The organism is Streptomyces sp. R-74717 (genome assembly GCF_047305335.1).
Classification (GTDB): domain Bacteria; phylum Actinomycetota; class Actinomycetes; order Streptomycetales; family Streptomycetaceae; genus Streptomyces; species Streptomyces atratus.
This window is the reverse complement of the sequence record NZ_CP102361.1, coordinates 8,482,193-8,500,663: the sequence shown is the minus strand read 5'-3', so window position 1 is coordinate 8,500,663 and position 18,471 is coordinate 8,482,193. Positions and strand designations below refer to the sequence as shown.

The window sequence follows — 18,471 nt, the reverse complement described above, 5'->3', positions numbered from 1 at the left end:
GCAGGCCGGGGCGGGACATCGCACGACGGGGCGCTCAGTACCTCGGTTCGTTCAGCATGCGGGAGCACCGACCTCTGCAACGGCGGCCACCGCACCTGTGACGCTTGGGAGCACAGGCGGTTGCGCACCCTCCGTCGTGGCCGGGTCAGCCGAGCCAGCCTGGGCGTACGAGCCCCGACTCATAGGCGAGCACGACGAGTTGGGCCCGGTCGCGGGCGCCGAGCTTCACCATGGTGCGGCTGACGTGGGTCTTGGCGGTGAGCGGGCTGACGACCAGTCGGCGGGCGATCTCCTCATTGGAGAGCCCTATGCCTACGAGCGCCATCACCTCCCTTTCGCGTTCGGTGAGTTCGCTCAGCCCCGTTGCCGCCGCGGGCTCCTTGGACCGGGCCGCGAACTCGGCGATCAGCCGTCGGGTGACCCCCGGTGAGAGCAGGGCGTCGCCGCCCACCACCGCACGTACCGCCCGCAGCAGCTCCTCCGGTTCGGTGTCCTTGACGAGAAAGCCGGAGGCACCGGAGCGGATCGCCTCGAAGACGTACTCGTCGAGCTCGAAGGTGGTGAGCATGACCACCTTGACGTCGCTCAGTTCGGAGTCCTCGGTGATGGCACGGGTCGCGGCCAGGCCATCGAGATGCGGCATCCGGATGTCCATCAGCACGGTGTCCGGCCGCAGTTCGCGCACCAAGCGTACGGCCTCCTCACCGTCGGCGGCCTCCCCCGCCACCTCGATGTCGGGCTGAGCGTCGAGCAGGGCCCGGAAACCGGCCCTGACCAGCAGCTGATCGTCGGCGAGCAGTACCCGGATCACGGTGTCTCCTCCTTGTGCGCTGCCGCGCCGGGCGAATCGGACGGCAGCGGAAGCTCGGCACGCACCCGGAAGCCGCCGTCGGCCCGGGGACCTGCCTCGATCGTGCCACCCAGTGCGGCGGCCCGCTCCCGCATTCCTGCCAGCCCGTTGCCGCTGCCCCCTGCGTCGTCACCGGTGGCGGGGCCTTCGTCGTCGATACGGAGCCGGATGCGGGCGGGCCCGTAACCGATACGGACCTGCGCGGTGCGCGATCCGGAGTGCCGGACCACATTCGTCAGCGCCTCCTGCACGATCCGGAAGGCGGCAAGATCCGCGCCGGGCGGCACCGCGCCGCGTACGCCATCGGTCTCGACGGTGACGGTCAGCCCGGCGCCCGCCGCCTGCTCGACGAGCTCGGGGAGCCTGTCGAGACCGGGAGCCGGGGCCCTGGGGGCGTCTCCAGGGGTACGCAGGGTGTCGAGGACCTGGCGGACCTCGCCCAGCGCCTCCTTGCTGGCGGCCTTGATGGTGGTGAGGGCGGTACGGGCCTGCTCGGGGTCGGAGTCCAGCAACGCGAGACCCACACTCGACTGGACATTGATGACGGAGATGCTGTGGGCCAGGACGTCATGGAGCTCGCGCGCCATCCGCAGCCGCTCCTCGTCGGCCCGGCGCTGCTCCGCGGCCTCCCGCTCCGCGCGCTGATCCGCCCACTGCTCACGGCGCACGCGTACGAACTCGGCGGCGGCGATGATGGCCACCACCCAAGCGGCAACGCCCAGTTCCTGCCCCCAGGCGGCGACGTGGTCGTCGGAGGGCGGCAGCCACCGGTAGAGCCAGTGAGCCACCAGGACGTGCCCCAGCCACACCATCCCGACGGCCGTCCAGGCGGCCCGCCGGTGCCCGGAGACAACGGCGCTGAAGCAGCCCACGGCAACGGCAAGGAAGACCGGTCCGTACGGATAGCCGGCCGCCAGGTAGATCATCGCCGCGGCCGAACTGCCGAAGACGGCCACCACGGGGTGGCGGTGGCGCAGCAGGAGTACGGCGACGGCCAGGAAGAGCAGCAGCCGCGCAAAGATGTCCAGCGGCGCCCGCTCGTCCATCTGCCCCCGGGCCGCGATGGTCGAACCGACCATGACGACGGCACCGAGCAGGATCGTCGACGGCCAGGGCAGCCGGGGGGCGTAGTGCCCCGGCGCCCCCGTAATCCAGCGCGGCGGCTCGCCGTGCGCCCAGTGTGAGCGTTGCTCGTCCATGTCGGCCACGCTAGACCGCGAGCCGCGACGGAGGCGTCAGCCGGGCGTGGTGATCACCCGTACTCCCTGTGGAGTACGTCGTACGGGGTCCGCGACCTCTCAGTGGCCATTGCGTATGCCGAAATGCGCTTGCGCGTGTTCGTCTCCACAGTGGCCCTCCAGGCTTCAGGTTCCCAGTCATTCTTTGATCACGGATGACGAAGTTCGTGCGACCGCGGTCGCCGTGCCGCTTGACCGTTTGGCGGGCGGCCGATCCGGGTGGATCGGCGGGCCGGAGGCTGCCTATGGGGCGCGAGGGACCAGGCCGGCCTCGTGCGCGGCAATGGCGGCCTCCACCCGGTTGCGCGCCCCCAATTTGCCAAGGACTGCGCTGACGTGCGCCTTCACGGTGCCTTCGACCAGATGCAGCCTGGCGGCGATCTCGGAGTTGGACAGCCCTGCCCCGAGCCCGGCCAGCACGTCGAGTTCCCGTCCGGTCAAGTGCTCGAGCGGGCGATGGGGGCGTGCCGCCCGGTGTGCGCGCAGACCGGCGATGACTCGGCTGGCAACCCTCGGCGAAAGATAGGCCCCGCCGGCTCCCACCGCCTGCACTCCGTTCAGCAGTTCCCGTGGGTCGTCCGCTTTGAGCAGGAAGCCGCTGGCCCCGTCCTCGAGGGCCCGTGTGATGAAGTTGTCCTCCCCGAAAGTCGTCAGCATGATCACGCCGACTGTCGGCAGTGCCTGATGGATCTGAGCCGCCGCCGCCAGGCCGTCCAACCCGGGCATCTGGATGTCCAGGAGGACCACGTCGGGGCGGTGGCGGCGCGTCAGCGAGACGGCCTCATGGCCGTCGGCAGCCTCGGCGACCACTTCGGTGCGCGGATCCCTGGCCAGGATGGCTCGTACCCCGGCCCGGACCATCGCTTCGTCGTCCGCCACAAGGACACGGACCGGCCGACGGCCTGGTGTCGTCTGTTCCACATGCCGAGCGTACGGCCCCAGGGCGGCCATGGGACCGATCGCTGGGAGAAGTGCGACCAGCGGCGGGGCTGCACCCCTGACGAAAGGAAGGAAGGTGCTGACGAACGGCCCATGTGCCACCGCGCCCAGCCCCTCTAACGTCGCTGCCGTACGTGAGCAGTCCGGCAGATACCGGAGGAACCGATGTGATCACCCTCAGAGGGCTTACCAAGCGATACGGCGAAACCGTCGCTGTGCACGACCTGACACTGGACATCAAAGAAGGAAAGGTGACGGGCTTCCTCGGCCCCAACGGGGCTGGTAAATCAACCACGATGCGGATGATCCTGGGCCTGGACCACCCCTCTCGGGGCAAGGCGCTCATTGACGGCAGGCCGTACTCTGCCCTGCGCAACCCGGTCCGCGAAGTGGGCGCGTTGCTGGACGCGAAGGCGCTGCACCCGGCGCGCTCGGCACGCAGCCACCTCATCGCGCAGGCGCGCAGCAACGGCATCCCGGTGCGCCGAGTGGACGAAGTACTGGAGACTGTGGGCCTGGCCAAGGCAGCGCGACGCCGTGCCGGAGCGTACTCGCTGGGTATGAACCAGCGTCTTGGCGTGGCCGGCGCGCTGCTCGGTGACCCGTCGACGCTGATCCTGGACGAACCGGTCAATGGCCTCGACCCCGACGGCGTGCGCTGGATGCGACAGCTCGTGCGCGACCAGGCCGCCCAGGGTCGTACCGTCTTCCTCTCCAGCCATCTGATGAGCGAGATGCAGTTGACGGCCGATCACCTCGTGATCATCGGCAGAGGCAAGCTGCTGGCCGACACATCCATGGCCGACTTCCTTGTCGGCAGTTCCCGGGCATCCGTGCGCGCCCGGGTGCCCGACCCCGAAGAGCTGTCCGTGCTGGTGAGCGGTCTTGTGGCGGACAGCGGCGTGAAGGTCGAGGCATCGGACAAGGGCGAGATCGTCGTCAAAGGCCGGACCGCTGCCGAGGTCGGAGACCTCGCCCACAGCTCCGGCGTCCGGCTGCATCAGCTGAGCGACGTGCAGGTCTCGCTGGAACAGGCGTACATGGAACTGACGGCGCGAAGTGTTGAGTACGCGACGGGCGCGGAATCAGAAGAGGACCACAAGACCGGATCAGGGCGCAGCACCGGATCTGAGCAGGGAACCCGGCGTGAACGTGGCATGGCACGGCAGATCGGACGGTGGTCACGATGACGGCTGACATGACGGCGGATACGTCCGGACGCGCCGCCCGGGCACGGTCGGCCGGCCGGTTCGCCGGTGCGGTCGCCGCCGAGTGGACCAAACTGTGGTCGGTCCGTGCTCCGTACCTGTGCCTCCTGGTCGGTCTGCTGGCGACGGGGGTGTTCACCTTCTATTACGGATCGATCGCCCGCATCAACGAGCATGCCGTCCAGCCGGTCGGCAACGCCGTGGTGTCCTCCACAGTCCTCGTCCAGTTCGCCGTGGTCGTCCTGGCCACGGTCACGGTCACGAGTGAATACACGACCACCAGCATGAGTTCGTCGCTGCTGTGGGTGCCGGTCCGGCACCGGGTTCAACTGGCCAAGGCGCTGGTCACCGCCGTGGTCGCCTTCGCCGCCGGCGCGACGTTCGCCGCGCTGGGTATGGCGGTGGCTTGGGGGCCGTTCTCCGGCCATGCCTCGTTCGACACTGGTGCGGCGGTCGGCCAGGTCCTGGCCGTCGGCATCTTCTACGCCCTCGTCGCGGTACTGACCGTAGGGGTGTCCTTCGCCACGCGGCATGCGGCCGGAGCGCTGACGGTGCTCTTCACGCTGCTGTGGGCCCTGCCGAGCATGCTTGTGGGGCTCGGCGGCCCGGTCTTGCTCGCCATCAACGACTGGCTGCCGCACAGCGCGGGCGACCACTTCATGCGCAGCGGCAGCGCCGCCCCGTACCCGCCGAGCGCAGCGGTGCTGATCCTGCTGGCGTGGACACTGACAGCCCATCTGACCGGTTTGTATGTGCTGCGCCGTCGCGACGCCTGAAGAACGGCGCGGCCCTCGCCTCTGGGTCCGAGCCGTCAACCGGCCGGTCCCTCTTTTCCACCCGTCCGCCCGTCCGCTGCGCGACGGCCCGGCGGACGGGCCTGCCCCTTGTCGGTGGACCGTGACGTAGCGTCGGGCGGATGACAACACACACCGCGACCAAAGGAGAGGAAACCCGACGCCCCATGTGGCAGGTTCGCACCCCGCTGAGGTCGGTGCTCGGCGACACAGCACTGTGGGCTGTCTTCTATGCCACAGGCGTCATCTGGTCCAGCAAGGGCCCGGCGCCCTCGGTCACGCTGGACCTGGTGCTCCCACTGCTCGTGCTCGCCGTTGCGGTCCCCCTCGCCCGGTCCCGGCCGGGGACGGCGGTCCTCCTGGTCAACACCCTGTGCGCCATGGGACTGACCAACCCGGCCAGCCCCGCAAATGCCTACGTACTGGCGCTGGCCGGGCTGAGTTGCCTGCTGGGAGCGCGTACCGGCACGGCCCGCACCCCACTGCTGGTGCTCGCCGGCTGTCTGGCGGTCGATCTCGCGCTGTGCGCCGTACTGCAGGTCCCCGCGGTGTGGTGGTTCTACGCGATGACCGTGCTCCCCTCCGCGCTCCTGCTGCCCTGGCTCGCCGGCCGCTACTGGCGCGGCCGGAGGGAACTGGTCTGGGGAGGTTGGCAGTTGGCCCGCAGCCTGGAAGAACGGCAGCGGTTCGTCGCGGAGCAGGCGAGGCTGACGGAACGCGCGGACATCGCCGTCGACATGCACGACTCGCTGGGCCACGTACTGAGCCTGGTCGCTCTGCGTGCTGGGGCCCTGGAGCTCTCCCCCACGCTCTCCCCTCAGGACCGCGACGACGTCGCCGAGCTGCGCAGGACGGTATCGGACGCCGTGGACCAGCTACGTGAGACCGTCACCGTGCTGCGCGACGAGCCCCATACACAAGCCAGTCCGCCCGCGGCCGACAGCGTCGAGGAACTTCTGGGCCGTGCAGTCGCCTCCGGCGTCCCGGTGCGGTGGGAGCGCGACGGCCCCCTCCCCACATTGTCACCACTGATCGAACGCGGCGTATACCGGGTGGTGCAGGAAGCACTCACCAACGCCACCAAACACGCCCCGGGCAGCACCGTGCGGGTGGGCATCACCCACGACAGCGACCGCATTCATGTCCGGATCGTCAACTCCGCACCGCCCGCAGGCCCGTTGCCCGGAACAGTGGCGGGCAACCGTGGCCTGGCAGGACTGCGGGAGAGGGTAACGGTCCTCGGCGGCTCACTGCGGACCGGCCCGTACGAGGGCGGCTTCCAGGTGAGCGCCACCCTGCCGCACCACGCGACGGCGAAACCGACGCCACCGGGCTTTCCCGAAGACACCACCCGCCCTCTCCCCACGAACGGCACGCAGGACACGGGCGCAGAAGACACGGCCACCGGCGCCGCACCCGAATCGGCGCGCCGACTGGCTCACATACGGCGCAGCGCCCGCTGGCGTTTCGCTGCCGTCTTCGCGGTCCCCACCGTGGCAGCGGTGTTCTTCCTGCCCGCCATCGCGTACCTGGCCTACCAACTGGCCACCAGTGTGCTGCCGCCGTCCCGCTACGAGGAGCTGCGCGTCGGCCGGCCACGCACCGAAATCGCACACCTCCTTCCGCCACGCCCCTTCCCCTATCCCTATCCCCCCGACGATGCGCGCTTGGCGCCCCGGCCGCCCGGGACCACCTGCGAGTTCTACCGCTCGAACGGCAATCTTCTGGACCAGGTCGATCTCTACCGTCTGTGTTTCTCCGGCTCCAGACTGGTCGCCAAAGACACGCTCGATGCGGGGACGGAGTAGTCCTCAGCGGGTTTGCGGTCGAGGTCGGCGCGCAGTCCCTCCATCGCCGGTTCCACGACGGAGGGCGGAAGCTGCGCGAAGGTGGAGCCGGCCTGCCGGACGGCCAGGTCGAGGTAGAGCTCGGGCCTGCGCCGGTAGGCGATCTGGAAACCGTCGGTGAAGCCGTGCGGGATGGGGAAGGGCAGCACCATATGCGCGTCGAGCGTCTCGACGACTTCGGACATGGGGGTGAAGCGGGCGTACTCCAGCTCACGGTGGCTTGGTCACCAGGGCCCGCTGGGGACATACCGTTCCGCATCTTCGCAGCCAGCCAGGCGATCAACTGGTCGCCTGGTAGGGCTTTGTTACGTGTCCGGGCAGGCCGCAGTTCCGGTGGTTTCCTGCTGGTATGGGTGCGGATGAACTCGCTTTGTGTCGAGGCCGGTTGGAAGAGTTCGCCGGGGAGGCGTTTGTGCCCGTGGCGCGTGCGGATCAGCGGGTGAAGGGCCGGTTGTACCTGCGGGGTCTGTTGCTGGACGGGCGCCCGAAGTCGATGCAGCCCATGGCTGGGCGCCTGGGTGTGGACCATCAGCAGCTGCAGCAGTTCATGACGTCCTCGACCTGGCCGGTGGGCACGGTCCGTGTGGGACTGGCCCGGCGGGCGGGGTGTCGGTGGTGGACGACACCGGCTTCCCGGAGGACGACGCGTCCTCGCCCGGGGTGGCCCTGCAGTGCTCCGGCCCCCTGGGCAAGGTCGGCAACTGCCAGGTCGGGGTCAGTGTCCATGCCGCTCTCGTGAAATTGCGCTGGTGCATCGATCACGACTGCCGCGAGCCGAGGACCACCTTCGGATTCGACCACTTCGAAGGCCGCTCATTCACCGGCTGACACCGCCACGTCACCCTCGTCACCGCCGCCCACCTGTTCCTCACCGAACGACGGACCTTCCCAAAAGCCCCTGCCAGGGCCTGGACCCTTCTCCAACACCTCCTGGCCGCCTGGACCGACACCTGCCCCACCTGCCGACAGTCCACCCCCTGGCGGCCCCACGACACCACCTGACAAATCCCTACCAGCTGCCTCGGCGGCCGAGCAGGCCGACCGTGCGGGCCAGTTCGGTGACTGCTTCCTGGAAGAAGATCTGCCGAGCCTCCACCACTCGGTTGAACTGGCCGAAGATCTCGAAGGAGATCAGCCCGAACAGCTGCGACCAGGCAGCGATCAGTGGGGCGACGACCTCCGGAGGAAGGTCGGGGGCGAACTCGGCGACCATCCGCTCGGCCTCGGCGCGCAGCTCGTCGGCGAGCGGCGGCAGTGCGAGACCGTCCGTGCGGTAGGCCTCGCCGACGACGGCGATCAGGACGAGACCGACGCGGGAGGCGGGACCGATCGTCGCCTGTGGTGCGGCGTAACCGGGCACGGGCGAGCCGTAGATCAGGGCGTACTCATGGGGGTGGGCAAGGGCCCAGTCGCGTACGGCATGGGCGACGGCGGTCCAGCGGGTGACGTGGGGGGCGGCGTCGGCACGGGCGGCCCGGTGGGCAGCCTCGGCACTCTCGCCCACGGAGTCGTACGCATCAACGATCAGGGCCGTGAGCAGTTCGTCCCGGCTGGGGAAGTAGCGGTAGAGCGCGGAGGACGCCATTCCGAGTTCCCGTGCCACGGCGCGCAGCGAGAGCTTTGCGGCACCTTCGGCCGCGAGTTGTTTCCTAGCCTCGTCCTTGATGGCGGCAGTGACCTCGATACGGGCCCGTTCCCTGGCTCCTCGGATAGCGCTCATGCTCTTCAGTCTGCCACGGCTAAAGAGCACCGACCGACAATGAGAGCACTGCTCTTGCTTTTGAGTACCACTTCCATGCACACTGATCTCAAGCGAGAGCACTGCTCTCAAAACAGTGGGGGAGTCACCATGTCTCAGCCGTACTACCTTCAGGGCAACGCGTTCAACGTCCGGATGAACAGCATCGTCGGCTGGCTCGCTCGGCACGGCGTCAGCCTTCTCGGCTCGGCCGAGATGTCGGTGCGCGGCCGCAAGAGCGGGCAGATGCAGCGCATCCCCGTGAACTCCCACACCTACGAGGGCACGCAGTATCTGGTCTCCGCGCGGGGCCACTCCCAGTGGGTACGCAACATGCGGGTCGCCGGTGGCGGCGAGCTGCGGGTGGGCCGGAAGATCCGTACCTTCACGGCCGTGGAGATCGCGGACGACGAGCAGAAGGTGCTGATCGTCCGCGCCTACCTGGAGCGGTGGGGCTGGGAGGTCAACCAGTACTTCCAGGGCATCACCGCAAAGTCCACGGACGCAGAACTCCTGGCCGCCTGCCCGGACCACCCCGTCTTCCGGATCACCGTGGAGGGCTGACCGTGCGGCCCGGCCCGCCCTCGGCGTCAGATGTCAGGTGTCAGCGGTCCATCGCGGACAGGGCCCGCTGCGCCAGCGGATGCGTACGGACCAGCTCAGCCAGCGAAGTCGTTCCCCGGGTGACCCCGGCGAACGCGTTCCAGGCCGGACGGAATCCCGTCAGCACCGCGTGCAGCACCCCGGGCCGGCGCTCGAACAGCTTCAGCATGCGCCGTCCGACACCCATCTCGACACCCAGGCCGGCCTTGATGGCGAAGGCGTAGTTGAGCGCCTGGCGTCGGGCGTCCACGGCATCGTGAGACTCCGCGATCCGGACCGCCCACTCACCGGCGAGCCGCCCCGACCGCAGCGCGAAGGAGATGCCTTCGCGGGTCCACGGTTCCAGCAGCCCCGCCGCATCGCCACACACCAGCACCCGCCCGCGCGAGAGCGGCGAGTCGTCGCTGCGGCAGCGCGTCAGGTGCCCGGAGGAGATCTTCGGCTCGAAGCCGGCGAGACCGAGCCGGGCGACGAAGTCCTCCAGATACCGCTTGGTTCCCGCCCCGTCACCCCGCGCCGAGATCACGCCGACGGTGAGGGTGTCGCCCTTGGGGAACACCCAGCCGTAACTGCCGGGCATGGGGCCCCAGTCGATCAGCACCCGCCCCGCCCAGTCCTCCGCGACCGTCTCCGGCACCGGGATCTCGGCCTCCAGGCCGAGGTCCACCTGGTCGAGTTTCACCCCGACATGGGCTCCTATCCGTCCAGCGCTGCCATCCGCCCCGACGACCGCGCGGGCCAGGACCGTCTCGCCGCCGGACAGCACCACGGCGACCGTGCGCCGGTCCGGCACCGCGGCGCCGTGCTGCTCGACCCTCGTCACGGTCGCTCCGGTGCGGAGCTCGGCGCCCGCCTTCTGCGCCTCCTCGACCAGCCCCGCGTCGAACTCGGGGCGGTTGATGAGCCCGAAGAGCATCCGCTTGGAGCGGCGGGTCCGCGCCAGCCTGCCGTTGAGCGAGAACGTGACCGCGTGAATCCGGTCCCGCAGCGGCAGTTCGAATCCGGGCGGCAGCGAATCACGCGAAAAACCGATGATCCCGCCGCCACACGTCTTGTAGCGGGGCAGTTCCGCCTTCTCGAGGAGCAGTACCCGTCGGCCGGCGACCGCGGCCGCGTATGCCGCGGAGGCTCCGGCCGGTCCGCCACCGACTACGACGACGTCCCACACGGTCGACTCTTCGTGCTCATGTACGGCGTCTGCGTTCTCGCTGCTCACGATGTGCTTCTGCTCCCGATCCCACCAGTGGCCCATGCTGCTCACGGCATCCTACGGCGCGCCCGGCCCGGCCCCCGCTGTGGGAGGATCGACCGTGCGTTCGTCCTACATGCAACGCCGCTCACTCGGTGTACATGTGCCCGGATTCGTATACATAACGTCGCACCCACGAGGAGCGTGCCCATGACCGCCCGTCCGATCTCCGAGACCATTGCCTCGCTGATGCCCCGTGCCAAGACGGAGCTGACCGAGCTCGTGGCCTTCCAGTCGGTGGCGGATCCCGCGCAGTTCCCGAAGAGCGAGTGCGAGGCGGCTGCCAACTGGGTCGCCGACGCGCTGCGCGCCGAGGACTTCCAGGATGTCGCCCTGCTCGACACCCCCGACGGCACCCAGTCGGTGTACGGCTTCCTGCCCGGCCCGGCCGGCGCCCCGACCGTACTGCTCTACGCGCACTACGACGTGCAGCCGCCGCTCGACGAGAGCGCCTGGCTCTCCCCGCCGTTCGAGCTGACGGAGCGCGACGGCCGTTGGTTCGGCCGCGGCGCGGCCGACTGCAAGGGCGGCTTCATCATGCATCTCCTCGCCCTGCGCGCCCTCAAGGCGAACGGCGGCGTCCCGGTCTCCGTCAAGGTGATCGCCGAGGGTTCCGAGGAGCAGGGCACCGGCGGCCTGGAACGGTACGCCGAGGCGCACCCCGAACTGCTGACCGCCGACACGATCGTCATCGGCGACACCGGCAACTTCCGGGTCGGTCTGCCGACGGTGACCGCGACGCTGCGCGGCATGACCATGCTGCGGGTCACGCTCGACACGCTCGAAGGAAACCTGCATTCCGGACAGTTCGGCGGCGCCGCCCCGGATGCGCTGGCAGCGATGATCCAGCTGCTGTCGTCGCTGCGCGCCGAGGACGGCACCACGACCGTCGACGGGCTCGCCACGGACGCCGAATGGGACGGACTGCAGTACGCGGAGGCCGAGTTCCGCAAGGACGCGAAGGTCCTCGACGGCGTCGGACTGATCGGCACGGGTACGGTCGCCGACCGGATCTGGGCGCGGCCCGCCGTCACCGTCATCGGTATCGACTGCCCGCCGGTGGTCGGCGCGACACCGTCACTGCAGGCGAGCGCGCGGGCGCAGGTCAGCCTGCGGGTGCCGCCGGGCCAGGACGCCGCGAAGGCGACCGAGTTGCTGACCGCTCACCTCAAGGCGCACGCCCCGTGGGGGGCCAGGGTGTCGGTGGAACAGGTCGGCCAGGGCCAGCCGTTCCGCGCGGACACCTCCAGCCCGGCATACACGTCCATGGCGCAGGCGATGGAGGCCGCGTACCCCGGCGAGAAGATGCAGACGTCCGGGATGGGCGGCTCGATCCCGCTCTGCAACACCCTCGCCGCCCTCTACCCGCAGGCCGAGATCCTCTTGATCGGCCTGAGCGAGCCGGAGGCACAGATCCACGCGGTGAACGAGAGCGTGTCACCCGAGGAGCTGGAGCGGCTTTCGCTCGCCGAAGCCCTGTTCCTGCGGAACTACGCGGAGTCCAAGCGGTCCTGACTTCGCGTCACTGATGCCGCCGTGCTCCTGCGGATCTCCTGTTCGCAGGGCTCGACCGGTCCGCCGCTCCGTCCGCGGCGGACCGGGCACGGTTTCATAGGATCGGCCCGTGACAACGGGGACAGGGATCGGCTGGGCGCCGCCGACGGAGGCCGAACGACCATCGAGGAGCTGGTGCGGCGCATCTGTGCGACATCCCGTGGGTTCCTCTGAGCCTCGCCGAGTTCCTGGCCTCGTGGCCAGGGGGTTCTTCCACCTTCGGGTGCTCTGTGGCCTTGTGACGTAACTTCGGGATTCTAGAAGCGTTCTCACCTCGTCCGACCGATCCGCAGTCGGGCCGAAGGCTAGGAGGCTTGGGTTGGCGGCGCTGGCAGCCGTACGGGACCTGCGTGAGCACTGGGTACCCGCGTCGGCGGAAGAGCGGGAGCGGTTCGAGACCGACGTGCTGTCCGGGTTCGTCCTTTGCCCAGCGGCACCCGGCTGGCCCGGTCGCAGGCACTGACGACGTACTTCATGTTCCTGGAGCTGCGGCACAAGGTCGAACTCCACCGGATGACCGGCAGAGTCGTCGAGTGCCCGATCGACGAGATGAACCGGCCGCGCGGGGCCAAGGACGCCCAGCTGCGGATCCCGCCGAGCGAGCCAGAGGTCGGGACACTGTTCACCGGCTGGGGCGGCGAACTGGCGACCTGCCGCAAGTTCGCCCCTACCGCCAGGGACTACACCGCCTCGAAGCTGATGTCCCAGGTCGGACTCAGGGTGAGCGAGTCATGCAAGCGCGACTTGGCCGACATCAAGTGGGACCTGGGCCGCTTCGGCAAACTCCACGTCCGCCACGGCAAGGGCGCCCGCGGATCGGGGCCGCGTGAGCGGATGGTGCCGCTGATCAACGGCGCCGACCGGACGCTTCGGTGGTTCATCGAGGACGTCTGGGGCCAGTTCGACGACGACCGCACCCGCCCTGGCACCCCACTGTTCCCCTCCGAGCGCAAGAACACCGACGGCTCGTCCCGCCGGGTGGGCGACGACGCCCTGCGAAGCGGGCTCAAGGACGCGGCCAAAGCGCACCTGCCTGGGTGGGGGGAGAAGTTGACCCCGCACGTCCTGCGGCACTTCTGCGCGTCTCAACTCTACGGAAACGGGCTCGATTTGCTCGCCGTCCAAGAGGTATTGGGGCACTCCTGGATCGCCACGACCATGCGATACATCCACGTACAGCAGACCCGGGTTGAAGACGCCTGGGTCGCCGGGACGGAACGGGCCGCGAAGCGGCTGGAAGGACTGGTCCGATGAGGTGGAACCTGCGGCTGACCGCCGCGAACAAGGGCGTCTGGAAAGCCTCCGAACTCCAGCGGAGCCTGGCCGAGCATGGCCTGGTCATCTCGGCCGGGAAGATGTCGGGACTGTGGTCCGGCCAGCCCGTCTCACTCAAGCTGGAGGACCTGGACGTCATCTGCGTCGCCCTCAACTGCGAGATCAGCGATCTGCTGATCCCCGAGCCGGAGAAAGTCCGGCGCCCCGGCGAGGAGACCGGCCAGCAGGCCGCCGTTGCGGCTGGCCTGGCCCCGGTGGTCGTGCCGCGTCGCCGTGACGGCCGGTCTCTGCCGCCGACGTGATGGCCTACGTTCTGCCGGCGGGCAAATGCAAACCGCCAGCCAGTTGCCCGACCTGCTTCGGCTGGGGCGTGCTGCCCGGCCGCGCCTGCGGCGCTTGCGAGAGCTTCCGCCGCAACGAGGAGCCCGCCGAGTGCAGCGGCTGCCGGCGAACAGTGCGGTTGAAGAAGGGGTACTGCCGTCTGTGCTGGCATCAGGCAAGCCAGGACGCCAAGGGCCAAGTCGCCGTACTGGAATCCTACTTGGAGAGGGTGCAGCATCATCAACTGTTCTTCACCAACCTCCACCGGCCGCGTCAGCCCGGTCCTCCCAGAGGTAAGCAGGGACGACGTCGGGGTCGCCCGAGCCACCCCGACCCGGCCCCCGCCTACCGGCCGGTCTCCGGCTGGCTCCAGCCGCCGCTGTTCGAGGCCCGCCGAGATTTCACCCGGTTCAATCGCCAGGAACATGCCCGGCTCGACAACCCGTGGCTGGCCTGGGCCCGGCTTACCGCACATCGTCTCGGTGAAGCTCACGGCTGGCCTCGCGGTGTCCGCCTCGACGTCGGCCGAGCGCTGGTCATCGTGCTGTCCGGCCATGTCAGCGGCGAAGTCGTGCGGCACTCCGAGATCTTCCCGGCCCTGCGATCCCGAGGGCTCAGCGTCCAACGCACAGTGGAAGTACTCGCCGACATCGGCGTCTTCCACGACGACCGGACGCCGTCGTTCGAACAGTGGCTGGAGCGCAAGCTCGACGGCATCGCCCCCGGAATCCGCCGCGACGTGGAGCACTGGGCCCGTATCCTGCACGACGGTGGCCCCCGGTCCCAGCCCCGCGACGAGTCCACGGTCTGGAACTACCTGAACCGGATCCGCCCCGTCCTGCTGGAGTGGTCAGCCCAGCACGACCACCTGCGCGAGGTGACCCGCGGCGACGTCCTCAGAGAGCTCGATGCCCTTCACGGCAGCCAGCGACGGCACACGCTCATCGTGCTGCGGTCGCTGTTCGACCGGGCGAAGAAGAGCGGCACCATCTTCAAGAATCCGACCAGCCGCATCCGCGTCGGCCAGCACGAATACGGCATTCTTCAACCCTTGGAGCCCGAGTACGTCAACAACTCAGTCGCAGCAGTCACCAAGCCGGCGGACCGCCTGGCCCTTGCACTCGCCGCCGTGCACGCCGCGCGATCCGGCGCAATCCGGCGTCTCCAACTCGACGACCTCGACATCGGCAACCGAAAGCTCGTGATCGACGGCAGGGTCCATCCCATGGACGAACTGACGCTGCACGTCGCCCGCGAGTGGCTGGACCACCGGCGCCGCCGCTGGCCCGACAGCCAACCTGCACCTGCTGATCAACAAATTCACCGCCTTGGGCACCGGCCCGGTCAGCGCGGTCTCCCTGACCGCACCACTTCGCGGCCGAGCCGCCACCCTGGAACAGCTCCGCGTCGACCGGCAGCTCGAAGAAGCCCTCTCCCATGGTCCTGACGCCCTCCACCTCGCCGAGGTCTTCGGCCTGGACGAGAAGACCGCGATTCGCTACGCGAACTCCGCCCGCGCTCTCCTGGAACGGCCCCTGGAAAGCGACCCCGGGCTTGGTACAGCGATACAGCGATACAGCCGTTAACGCTAAGCCGGTGATCATGGGCTTGGCCTCGGATCATCCGTGTCGCGGGCCTATCAATGCCTCAAGGTTTCCGGCGCTGAGCGCCGCTCCGCGCGGGGCTGGACGACTCGACGCGAGGTCATCTGGAGCATGGGAAATCGCCGACGCCGGAAGCCTGGCCAGCCAATTACCGACCGAACGCAACCGAGGCGAGCCGGGTCGAAGTTTGTCCACGTCGACGAGGGGCCACGTTTGCGCAGTACGAGGGAGACGCGTGGGGCACGCCGCGCCATTGCAGCCAGGGCTTGCCCGCAGCGCCGGGCTAGTTGATGACGCTTTCCTGCAGGGTGCCACCCGCGTAGGAGCTGCCGCCATCCTTTGCCTTCACGAGGACGTAGCGGAGCTTTCCGTGGTCCAGCGCCTCCTTCAGGTCGTCCGCCAGCTTGCCGTCCCGTGGGGACTTCGTCTCACGCTCTTTCATCGCCTTGATGATCGTCTCCGCGTACTCCCTGGTCATCTGCTGGACCATCTTGTTCTTGTAACGGCCCTTCCCCTGACGCCAGCGGAGGTTGCTCGATGGCGCCTTGGCCTCGACGATGAGCAGCGTGCCGTCCTTGAGCCGGTACAGCTGGTCGAACATATCGGCACCAGTGGGGGTTTTGGGCAGGGGGATCCACTGGGCTCCCGGGAATTCCTCCGGAATGATGTGGTAGCGTGCCGCGCTCTCGCCGAGCCGCTCGGAGATGGAGCTGTTGTTGGGCTTGACGCCTAGTTCTTTCCGGTAGTTCTGCAATGCCTTGTCGCGTGTCTGCCCATTGGCCGCGGTCTCATTCTCCTTCCACTTCAGCTCCGCGTTGGTGAGATCCACGGACGTCTTGCGATGGTCAGCGATCTTGTTGAGCAGGTCGCTCCGTTTTCCGTCACCGACCGAGCCCGGGCCGACGAACTTCGCGGGGGACAGCTTCGCACCGGGGGCCGAGGGCAGCTTGTCCTTGGAGATCCAGTGGTTTTCGTTGTCCTTGGCGAGTTTCGGCAGCGTGACGCCGTTCTCCGTGGTGGTCTCGCTCTTTCGGCGGCCGTCGCTGATGTAGTTGGCGGAGTACCAGACCGGGTCGTTGTTGGCCTTCCAGACCATCTCGTCCTGGATGTACTTGTGGGGGTCGACGGCACTGCTCAGCAGTTCGTTGCAGGTGAACACGCTGTTCGTACGCTGCGGGATGCCGTCCGGGCCGGGCGGATAGGTGGTGAACACGGCCGCGTCGAAAGCGGGCCCGCCCGCGCCGTTGCAGTACTTGTCGAGCTTGAGCTTCTTGAACTCCTTCGCCAGTGCCTGCCGGTCACTGCCGGCCAGGACGGTGGAGGCGTTCGGGTCGATGTCGATCCAGGCGACCTTGTCGAAGCCCGGCGGGACCACCCCGGTACCGGAGAGTTCGTTGATCGCCGCCGCGAAGTCGTTCACGACCGCGTCCGTGCCCCCGGACACGGCCTTGCGCTGGATGGTCTGTTTGCCAGTCAGGTTCTGGAGGTCGGCCTTGTACCCGTCCGTGGAACCCTCGGGTTTGTAGGTGTTGCCCCAGACGACCTCGTTCCCCGCGCGCGCCAGATCGCTCGCATACTGCAGCGTCCGCCGGTCGGAGACGGAGAGCTGGGCCGTCTTGGCTGCCAGTTCGGCAATGCCGCTCTCGCCGGCAACTCTCAGGTTGTCGGTGTTCACGGCTAGGTCGTAGAACGGCTCGAACGCTCCCTGCTGCTTCAGATTGGCCACCGTCTTGCCGACATTGCTGAGCCGGCTCTCGCGGACCTCGGGGCTGGTCCGCGGACCGATGTCGGCCGTCATGGCGTCGAGGAGCTGCAGGACGGGCTTGCCCTTGCTGTCGTTGGCCCGCTGGTCGCCCAGTGGCTCATTGAGCTTGAAACCGCGGCCCATCAGCCTTTTGACGAGCGCCGGGTCGTCGCCCATGACGCTCGCTTCGTAGAAGACCGCGGACCAGCTCACCGGGATCGTCTGGCCGGGCGGTGCCGTATTCGTCGCCGTAGCCGTCAGCGTGCGGTTCCCGCCGGGAGGCACGGAAACAGGACTGTTCAGGGGCGTCTGTCCGGCTACGGTCACTATCACCGTGCCGCTGGCCGGAGCGGTGCCCTGGTTGGTCACGTTCACGGTGGCCGGGCAGCTCGGAGTGCTGCAGAACGATGCCGTGAGCTGTACGGCCACGTCCGTCTGGGCCGCCACACGTTGGCTCAGCGGTTCGGCCTGCTCGTGCGAGGTGTCGACCCGGCGTACGTTCTCCGTCGTGCTCTGCACCTGGGCCTTGTCGGGCTCGCTGACCGCAGACGACAGGGCCGGGGCGGGCGCGGGCTCACCGGCCGCCGCCGGCACGTGACCTGCGGACTGCACATGGCCCACGGACCGTGCGGCACCGTCCTGCGGGCCGGAGCGGAAGACGGCAGTGCGCGCATCCGAGGCGTCCGGCGCAGGTTCGGGTGTGGCGGCTCCTTGAGATCCAGCGGAACCCGGCAGGCCGACCGAGAGCGGCTGGTACGGAGGGGACGCACTCACCACGAAGCGCAGGGTGCCGTCGGTCAGTACCTTCGCCGGACGGCCGTTCACCGACGTGGCCACGCTCTGGCGCCACGTGGACGGCCGCCCGGACGGACCGTCGGTGTCCTTGCCCGAGAGGGCGTCGGCGAGCGCCGTCGGAGTCATCCGGGACAGCTCGGCCAGGCCGATCACCCCCTGCGGCGGGTCGGCCACCCAGGTGTTGGCCAGCGCTTCGGCGCTGCCCGGCTCGTGCTCGAACCACCACTGGCTGTTGCCGCGCAGAAGGGTTCGCTTGGGGCTCACAGCGAGCTCCGCGTATGCCCCCGAGTCACGGCTCAGGGTTCCGTACGTAGTGCCGTCGCGGGCGACCGTCAGACGGAAGCCGATGATCGCGCCGTTGCCGTTCACCGTGGTCCCCGCATAGGTGACCCCGCGCCAGGCACGCAGGCTCTTCGTGGCCGCCGAGGCCAGCTGCGGGGGCGTCTTCTCGCGTGGCCAGAGCACAAAGGTCATCAGACCGGCGACGAGCACCATGACCAGCGCCAGGACGCCCCAACGCCAGTACCAGCGACTGGACTTAATCAACCGGACAAGCGCTATAGCCGCCCGGGACGCCCGACTGCCCGCTGGCGGTGGCGGTGGCGAGAGGTGCGGCGCCTGTGGGGGAAGTGGTGGGAACGAAGGGTACGGGGGAAGCGGTGGTTGCGGAGGTGGTTGCTCGGACGGTACTGATGCGCTGTCCCGTGCGTCC

Annotated in this window: 15 protein-coding genes and 3 pseudogenes; 11 read left to right on the top strand and 7 right to left on the bottom strand. The window is 68.8% G+C overall.

What is annotated here, in order from left to right; genetic code table 11:
* Positions 1-145: 145 nt before the first annotated feature.
* The 3 genes from NRF20_RS39045 to NRF20_RS39035 all read right to left on the bottom strand — a co-directional run bounded on the left by NRF20_RS39045 (position 146) and on the right by NRF20_RS39035 (position 3,009).
* Entirely contained in the window at positions 146-811 is a 666-nt protein-coding gene (locus NRF20_RS39045) for a response regulator (RefSeq protein WP_266364118.1), read from the bottom strand.
* A complete protein-coding gene (locus NRF20_RS39040) occupies positions 808-2,049 on the bottom strand; it encodes a sensor histidine kinase (protein WP_398633810.1) in 1,242 nt (413 codons plus the stop codon). The genes NRF20_RS39045 and NRF20_RS39040 overlap by 4 nt, the downstream gene beginning before the upstream one ends.
* A 282-nt stretch (positions 2,050-2,331) precedes the next feature.
* Complete coding sequence (locus NRF20_RS39035; protein ID WP_398633811.1) at positions 2,332-3,009, bottom strand: response regulator; 678 nt, start codon at positions 3,007-3,009, stop codon at positions 2,332-2,334.
* Between the two features lie 185 nt (positions 3,010-3,194).
* On the opposite strand from NRF20_RS39035, the gene NRF20_RS39030 reads away from it, so the two are divergent.
* The 3 genes from NRF20_RS39030 to NRF20_RS39020 all read left to right on the top strand — a co-directional run bounded on the left by NRF20_RS39030 (position 3,195) and on the right by NRF20_RS39020 (position 6,837).
* A complete protein-coding gene (locus NRF20_RS39030; protein WP_398633812.1) occupies positions 3,195-4,217 on the top strand; it encodes an ATP-binding cassette domain-containing protein in 1,023 nt (340 codons plus the stop codon).
* Positions 4,214-5,011, top strand: a complete 798-nt coding sequence (locus tag NRF20_RS39025) for an ABC transporter permease (RefSeq protein ID WP_398633813.1) — start codon at positions 4,214-4,216, stop codon at positions 5,009-5,011. The genes NRF20_RS39030 and NRF20_RS39025 overlap by 4 nt, the downstream gene beginning before the upstream one ends.
* A 185-nt stretch (positions 5,012-5,196) precedes the next feature.
* Positions 5,197-6,837: a sensor histidine kinase gene (locus tag NRF20_RS39020; protein ID WP_413754093.1), complete on the top strand. Its 1,641-nt coding sequence runs from the start codon at positions 5,197-5,199 to the stop codon at positions 6,835-6,837.
* On the opposite strand, the gene NRF20_RS39015 is transcribed toward NRF20_RS39020, so the two are convergent.
* Positions 6,771-7,061 carry a hypothetical protein gene (locus NRF20_RS39015; protein ID WP_398633815.1) on the bottom strand — a complete coding sequence of 97 codons (291 nt, stop codon included), beginning with the start codon at positions 7,059-7,061 and terminating at the stop codon, positions 6,771-6,773. The genes NRF20_RS39020 and NRF20_RS39015 overlap by 67 nt on opposite strands.
* Before the next feature lie 164 nt (positions 7,062-7,225).
* Here NRF20_RS39015 and NRF20_RS39010 point away from each other — a divergent pair.
* The 3 pseudogenes from NRF20_RS39010 to NRF20_RS39000 form a co-directional block, all read left to right on the top strand.
* A pseudogene (locus NRF20_RS39010) lies at positions 7,226-7,420 on the top strand (transposase); the annotation flags it as partial.
* A gap of 62 nt (positions 7,421-7,482) precedes the next feature.
* Positions 7,483-7,557, top strand: a pseudogene (locus NRF20_RS39005) (hypothetical protein); the annotation flags it as partial.
* A 51-nt stretch (positions 7,558-7,608) separates the two neighbouring features.
* Positions 7,609-7,878: pseudogene (locus tag NRF20_RS39000) on the top strand (hypothetical protein); the annotation flags it as partial.
* Between the two features lie 7 nt (positions 7,879-7,885).
* Here the strand turns inward: NRF20_RS39000 and NRF20_RS38995 are convergent.
* Positions 7,886-8,596, bottom strand: coding sequence for a TetR/AcrR family transcriptional regulator (locus NRF20_RS38995; RefSeq protein WP_398633816.1), 711 nt, complete (start codon positions 8,594-8,596; stop codon positions 7,886-7,888).
* 129 nt (positions 8,597-8,725) lie between these two features.
* Here NRF20_RS38995 and NRF20_RS38990 point away from each other — a divergent pair, with 129 nt between their 5' ends.
* Positions 8,726-9,178 carry a nitroreductase/quinone reductase family protein gene (locus NRF20_RS38990; RefSeq protein ID WP_398633817.1) on the top strand — a complete coding sequence of 151 codons (453 nt, stop codon included), beginning with the start codon at positions 8,726-8,728 and terminating at the stop codon, positions 9,176-9,178.
* A gap of 40 nt (positions 9,179-9,218) precedes the next feature.
* Here NRF20_RS38990 and NRF20_RS38985 read toward each other — a convergent pair whose 3' ends face one another.
* Positions 9,219-10,433 carry a geranylgeranyl reductase family protein gene (locus tag NRF20_RS38985; RefSeq protein ID WP_398633818.1) on the bottom strand — a complete coding sequence of 405 codons (1,215 nt, stop codon included), beginning with the start codon at positions 10,431-10,433 and terminating at the stop codon, positions 9,219-9,221.
* 183 nt (positions 10,434-10,616) lie between these two features.
* On the opposite strand from NRF20_RS38985, the gene NRF20_RS38980 reads away from it, so the two are divergent.
* The 4 genes from NRF20_RS38980 to NRF20_RS38965 all read left to right on the top strand — a co-directional run bounded on the left by NRF20_RS38980 (position 10,617) and on the right by NRF20_RS38965 (position 15,063).
* On the top strand, positions 10,617-11,981 hold the full coding sequence (locus NRF20_RS38980) for a dipeptidase (RefSeq protein ID WP_398633819.1): 1,365 nt from the start codon (positions 10,617-10,619) through the stop codon (positions 11,979-11,981).
* A 462-nt stretch (positions 11,982-12,443) separates the two neighbouring features.
* Positions 12,444-13,274, top strand: a complete 831-nt coding sequence (locus tag NRF20_RS38975; RefSeq protein WP_398633820.1) for a tyrosine-type recombinase/integrase — start codon at positions 12,444-12,446, stop codon at positions 13,272-13,274.
* Positions 13,271-13,597, top strand: a complete 327-nt coding sequence (locus NRF20_RS38970) for a helix-turn-helix domain-containing protein (RefSeq protein ID WP_398633821.1) — start codon at positions 13,271-13,273, stop codon at positions 13,595-13,597. Before NRF20_RS38975 ends, NRF20_RS38970 begins: the two co-directional genes overlap by 4 nt.
* A gap of 248 nt (positions 13,598-13,845) precedes the next feature.
* Complete coding sequence (locus NRF20_RS38965) at positions 13,846-15,063, top strand: hypothetical protein (RefSeq protein WP_413754092.1); 1,218 nt, start codon at positions 13,846-13,848, stop codon at positions 15,061-15,063.
* Positions 15,064-15,503: 440 nt separating this feature from the next.
* Here NRF20_RS38965 and NRF20_RS38960 read toward each other — a convergent pair whose 3' ends face one another.
* Entirely contained in the window at positions 15,504-18,305 is a 2,802-nt protein-coding gene (locus NRF20_RS38960) for a hypothetical protein (protein WP_413754091.1), read from the bottom strand.
* Between the last annotated feature and the right edge of the window lie 166 nt (positions 18,306-18,471).

Coding starts and splice junctions, on each gene's coding strand:
- NRF20_RS39040 (WP_398633810.1), bottom strand. CDS start 2,049: ATGGACGAGCAACGCTCACACTGGGCGCACGGCGAGCCGCCGCGCTGG.
- NRF20_RS39025 (WP_398633813.1), top strand. CDS start 4,214: ATGACGGCTGACATGACGGCGGATACGTCCGGACGCGCCGCCCGGGCA.
- NRF20_RS39020 (WP_413754093.1), top strand. CDS start 5,197: ATGTGGCAGGTTCGCACCCCGCTGAGGTCGGTGCTCGGCGACACAGCA.
- NRF20_RS39015 (WP_398633815.1), bottom strand. CDS start 7,061: ATGTCCGAAGTCGTCGAGACGCTCGACGCGCATATGGTGCTGCCCTTC.
- NRF20_RS38995 (WP_398633816.1), bottom strand. CDS start 8,596: ATGAGCGCTATCCGAGGAGCCAGGGAACGGGCCCGTATCGAGGTCACT.
- NRF20_RS38990 (WP_398633817.1), top strand. CDS start 8,726: ATGTCTCAGCCGTACTACCTTCAGGGCAACGCGTTCAACGTCCGGATG.
- NRF20_RS38980 (WP_398633819.1), top strand. CDS start 10,617: ATGACCGCCCGTCCGATCTCCGAGACCATTGCCTCGCTGATGCCCCGT.
- NRF20_RS38970 (WP_398633821.1), top strand. CDS start 13,271: ATGAGGTGGAACCTGCGGCTGACCGCCGCGAACAAGGGCGTCTGGAAA.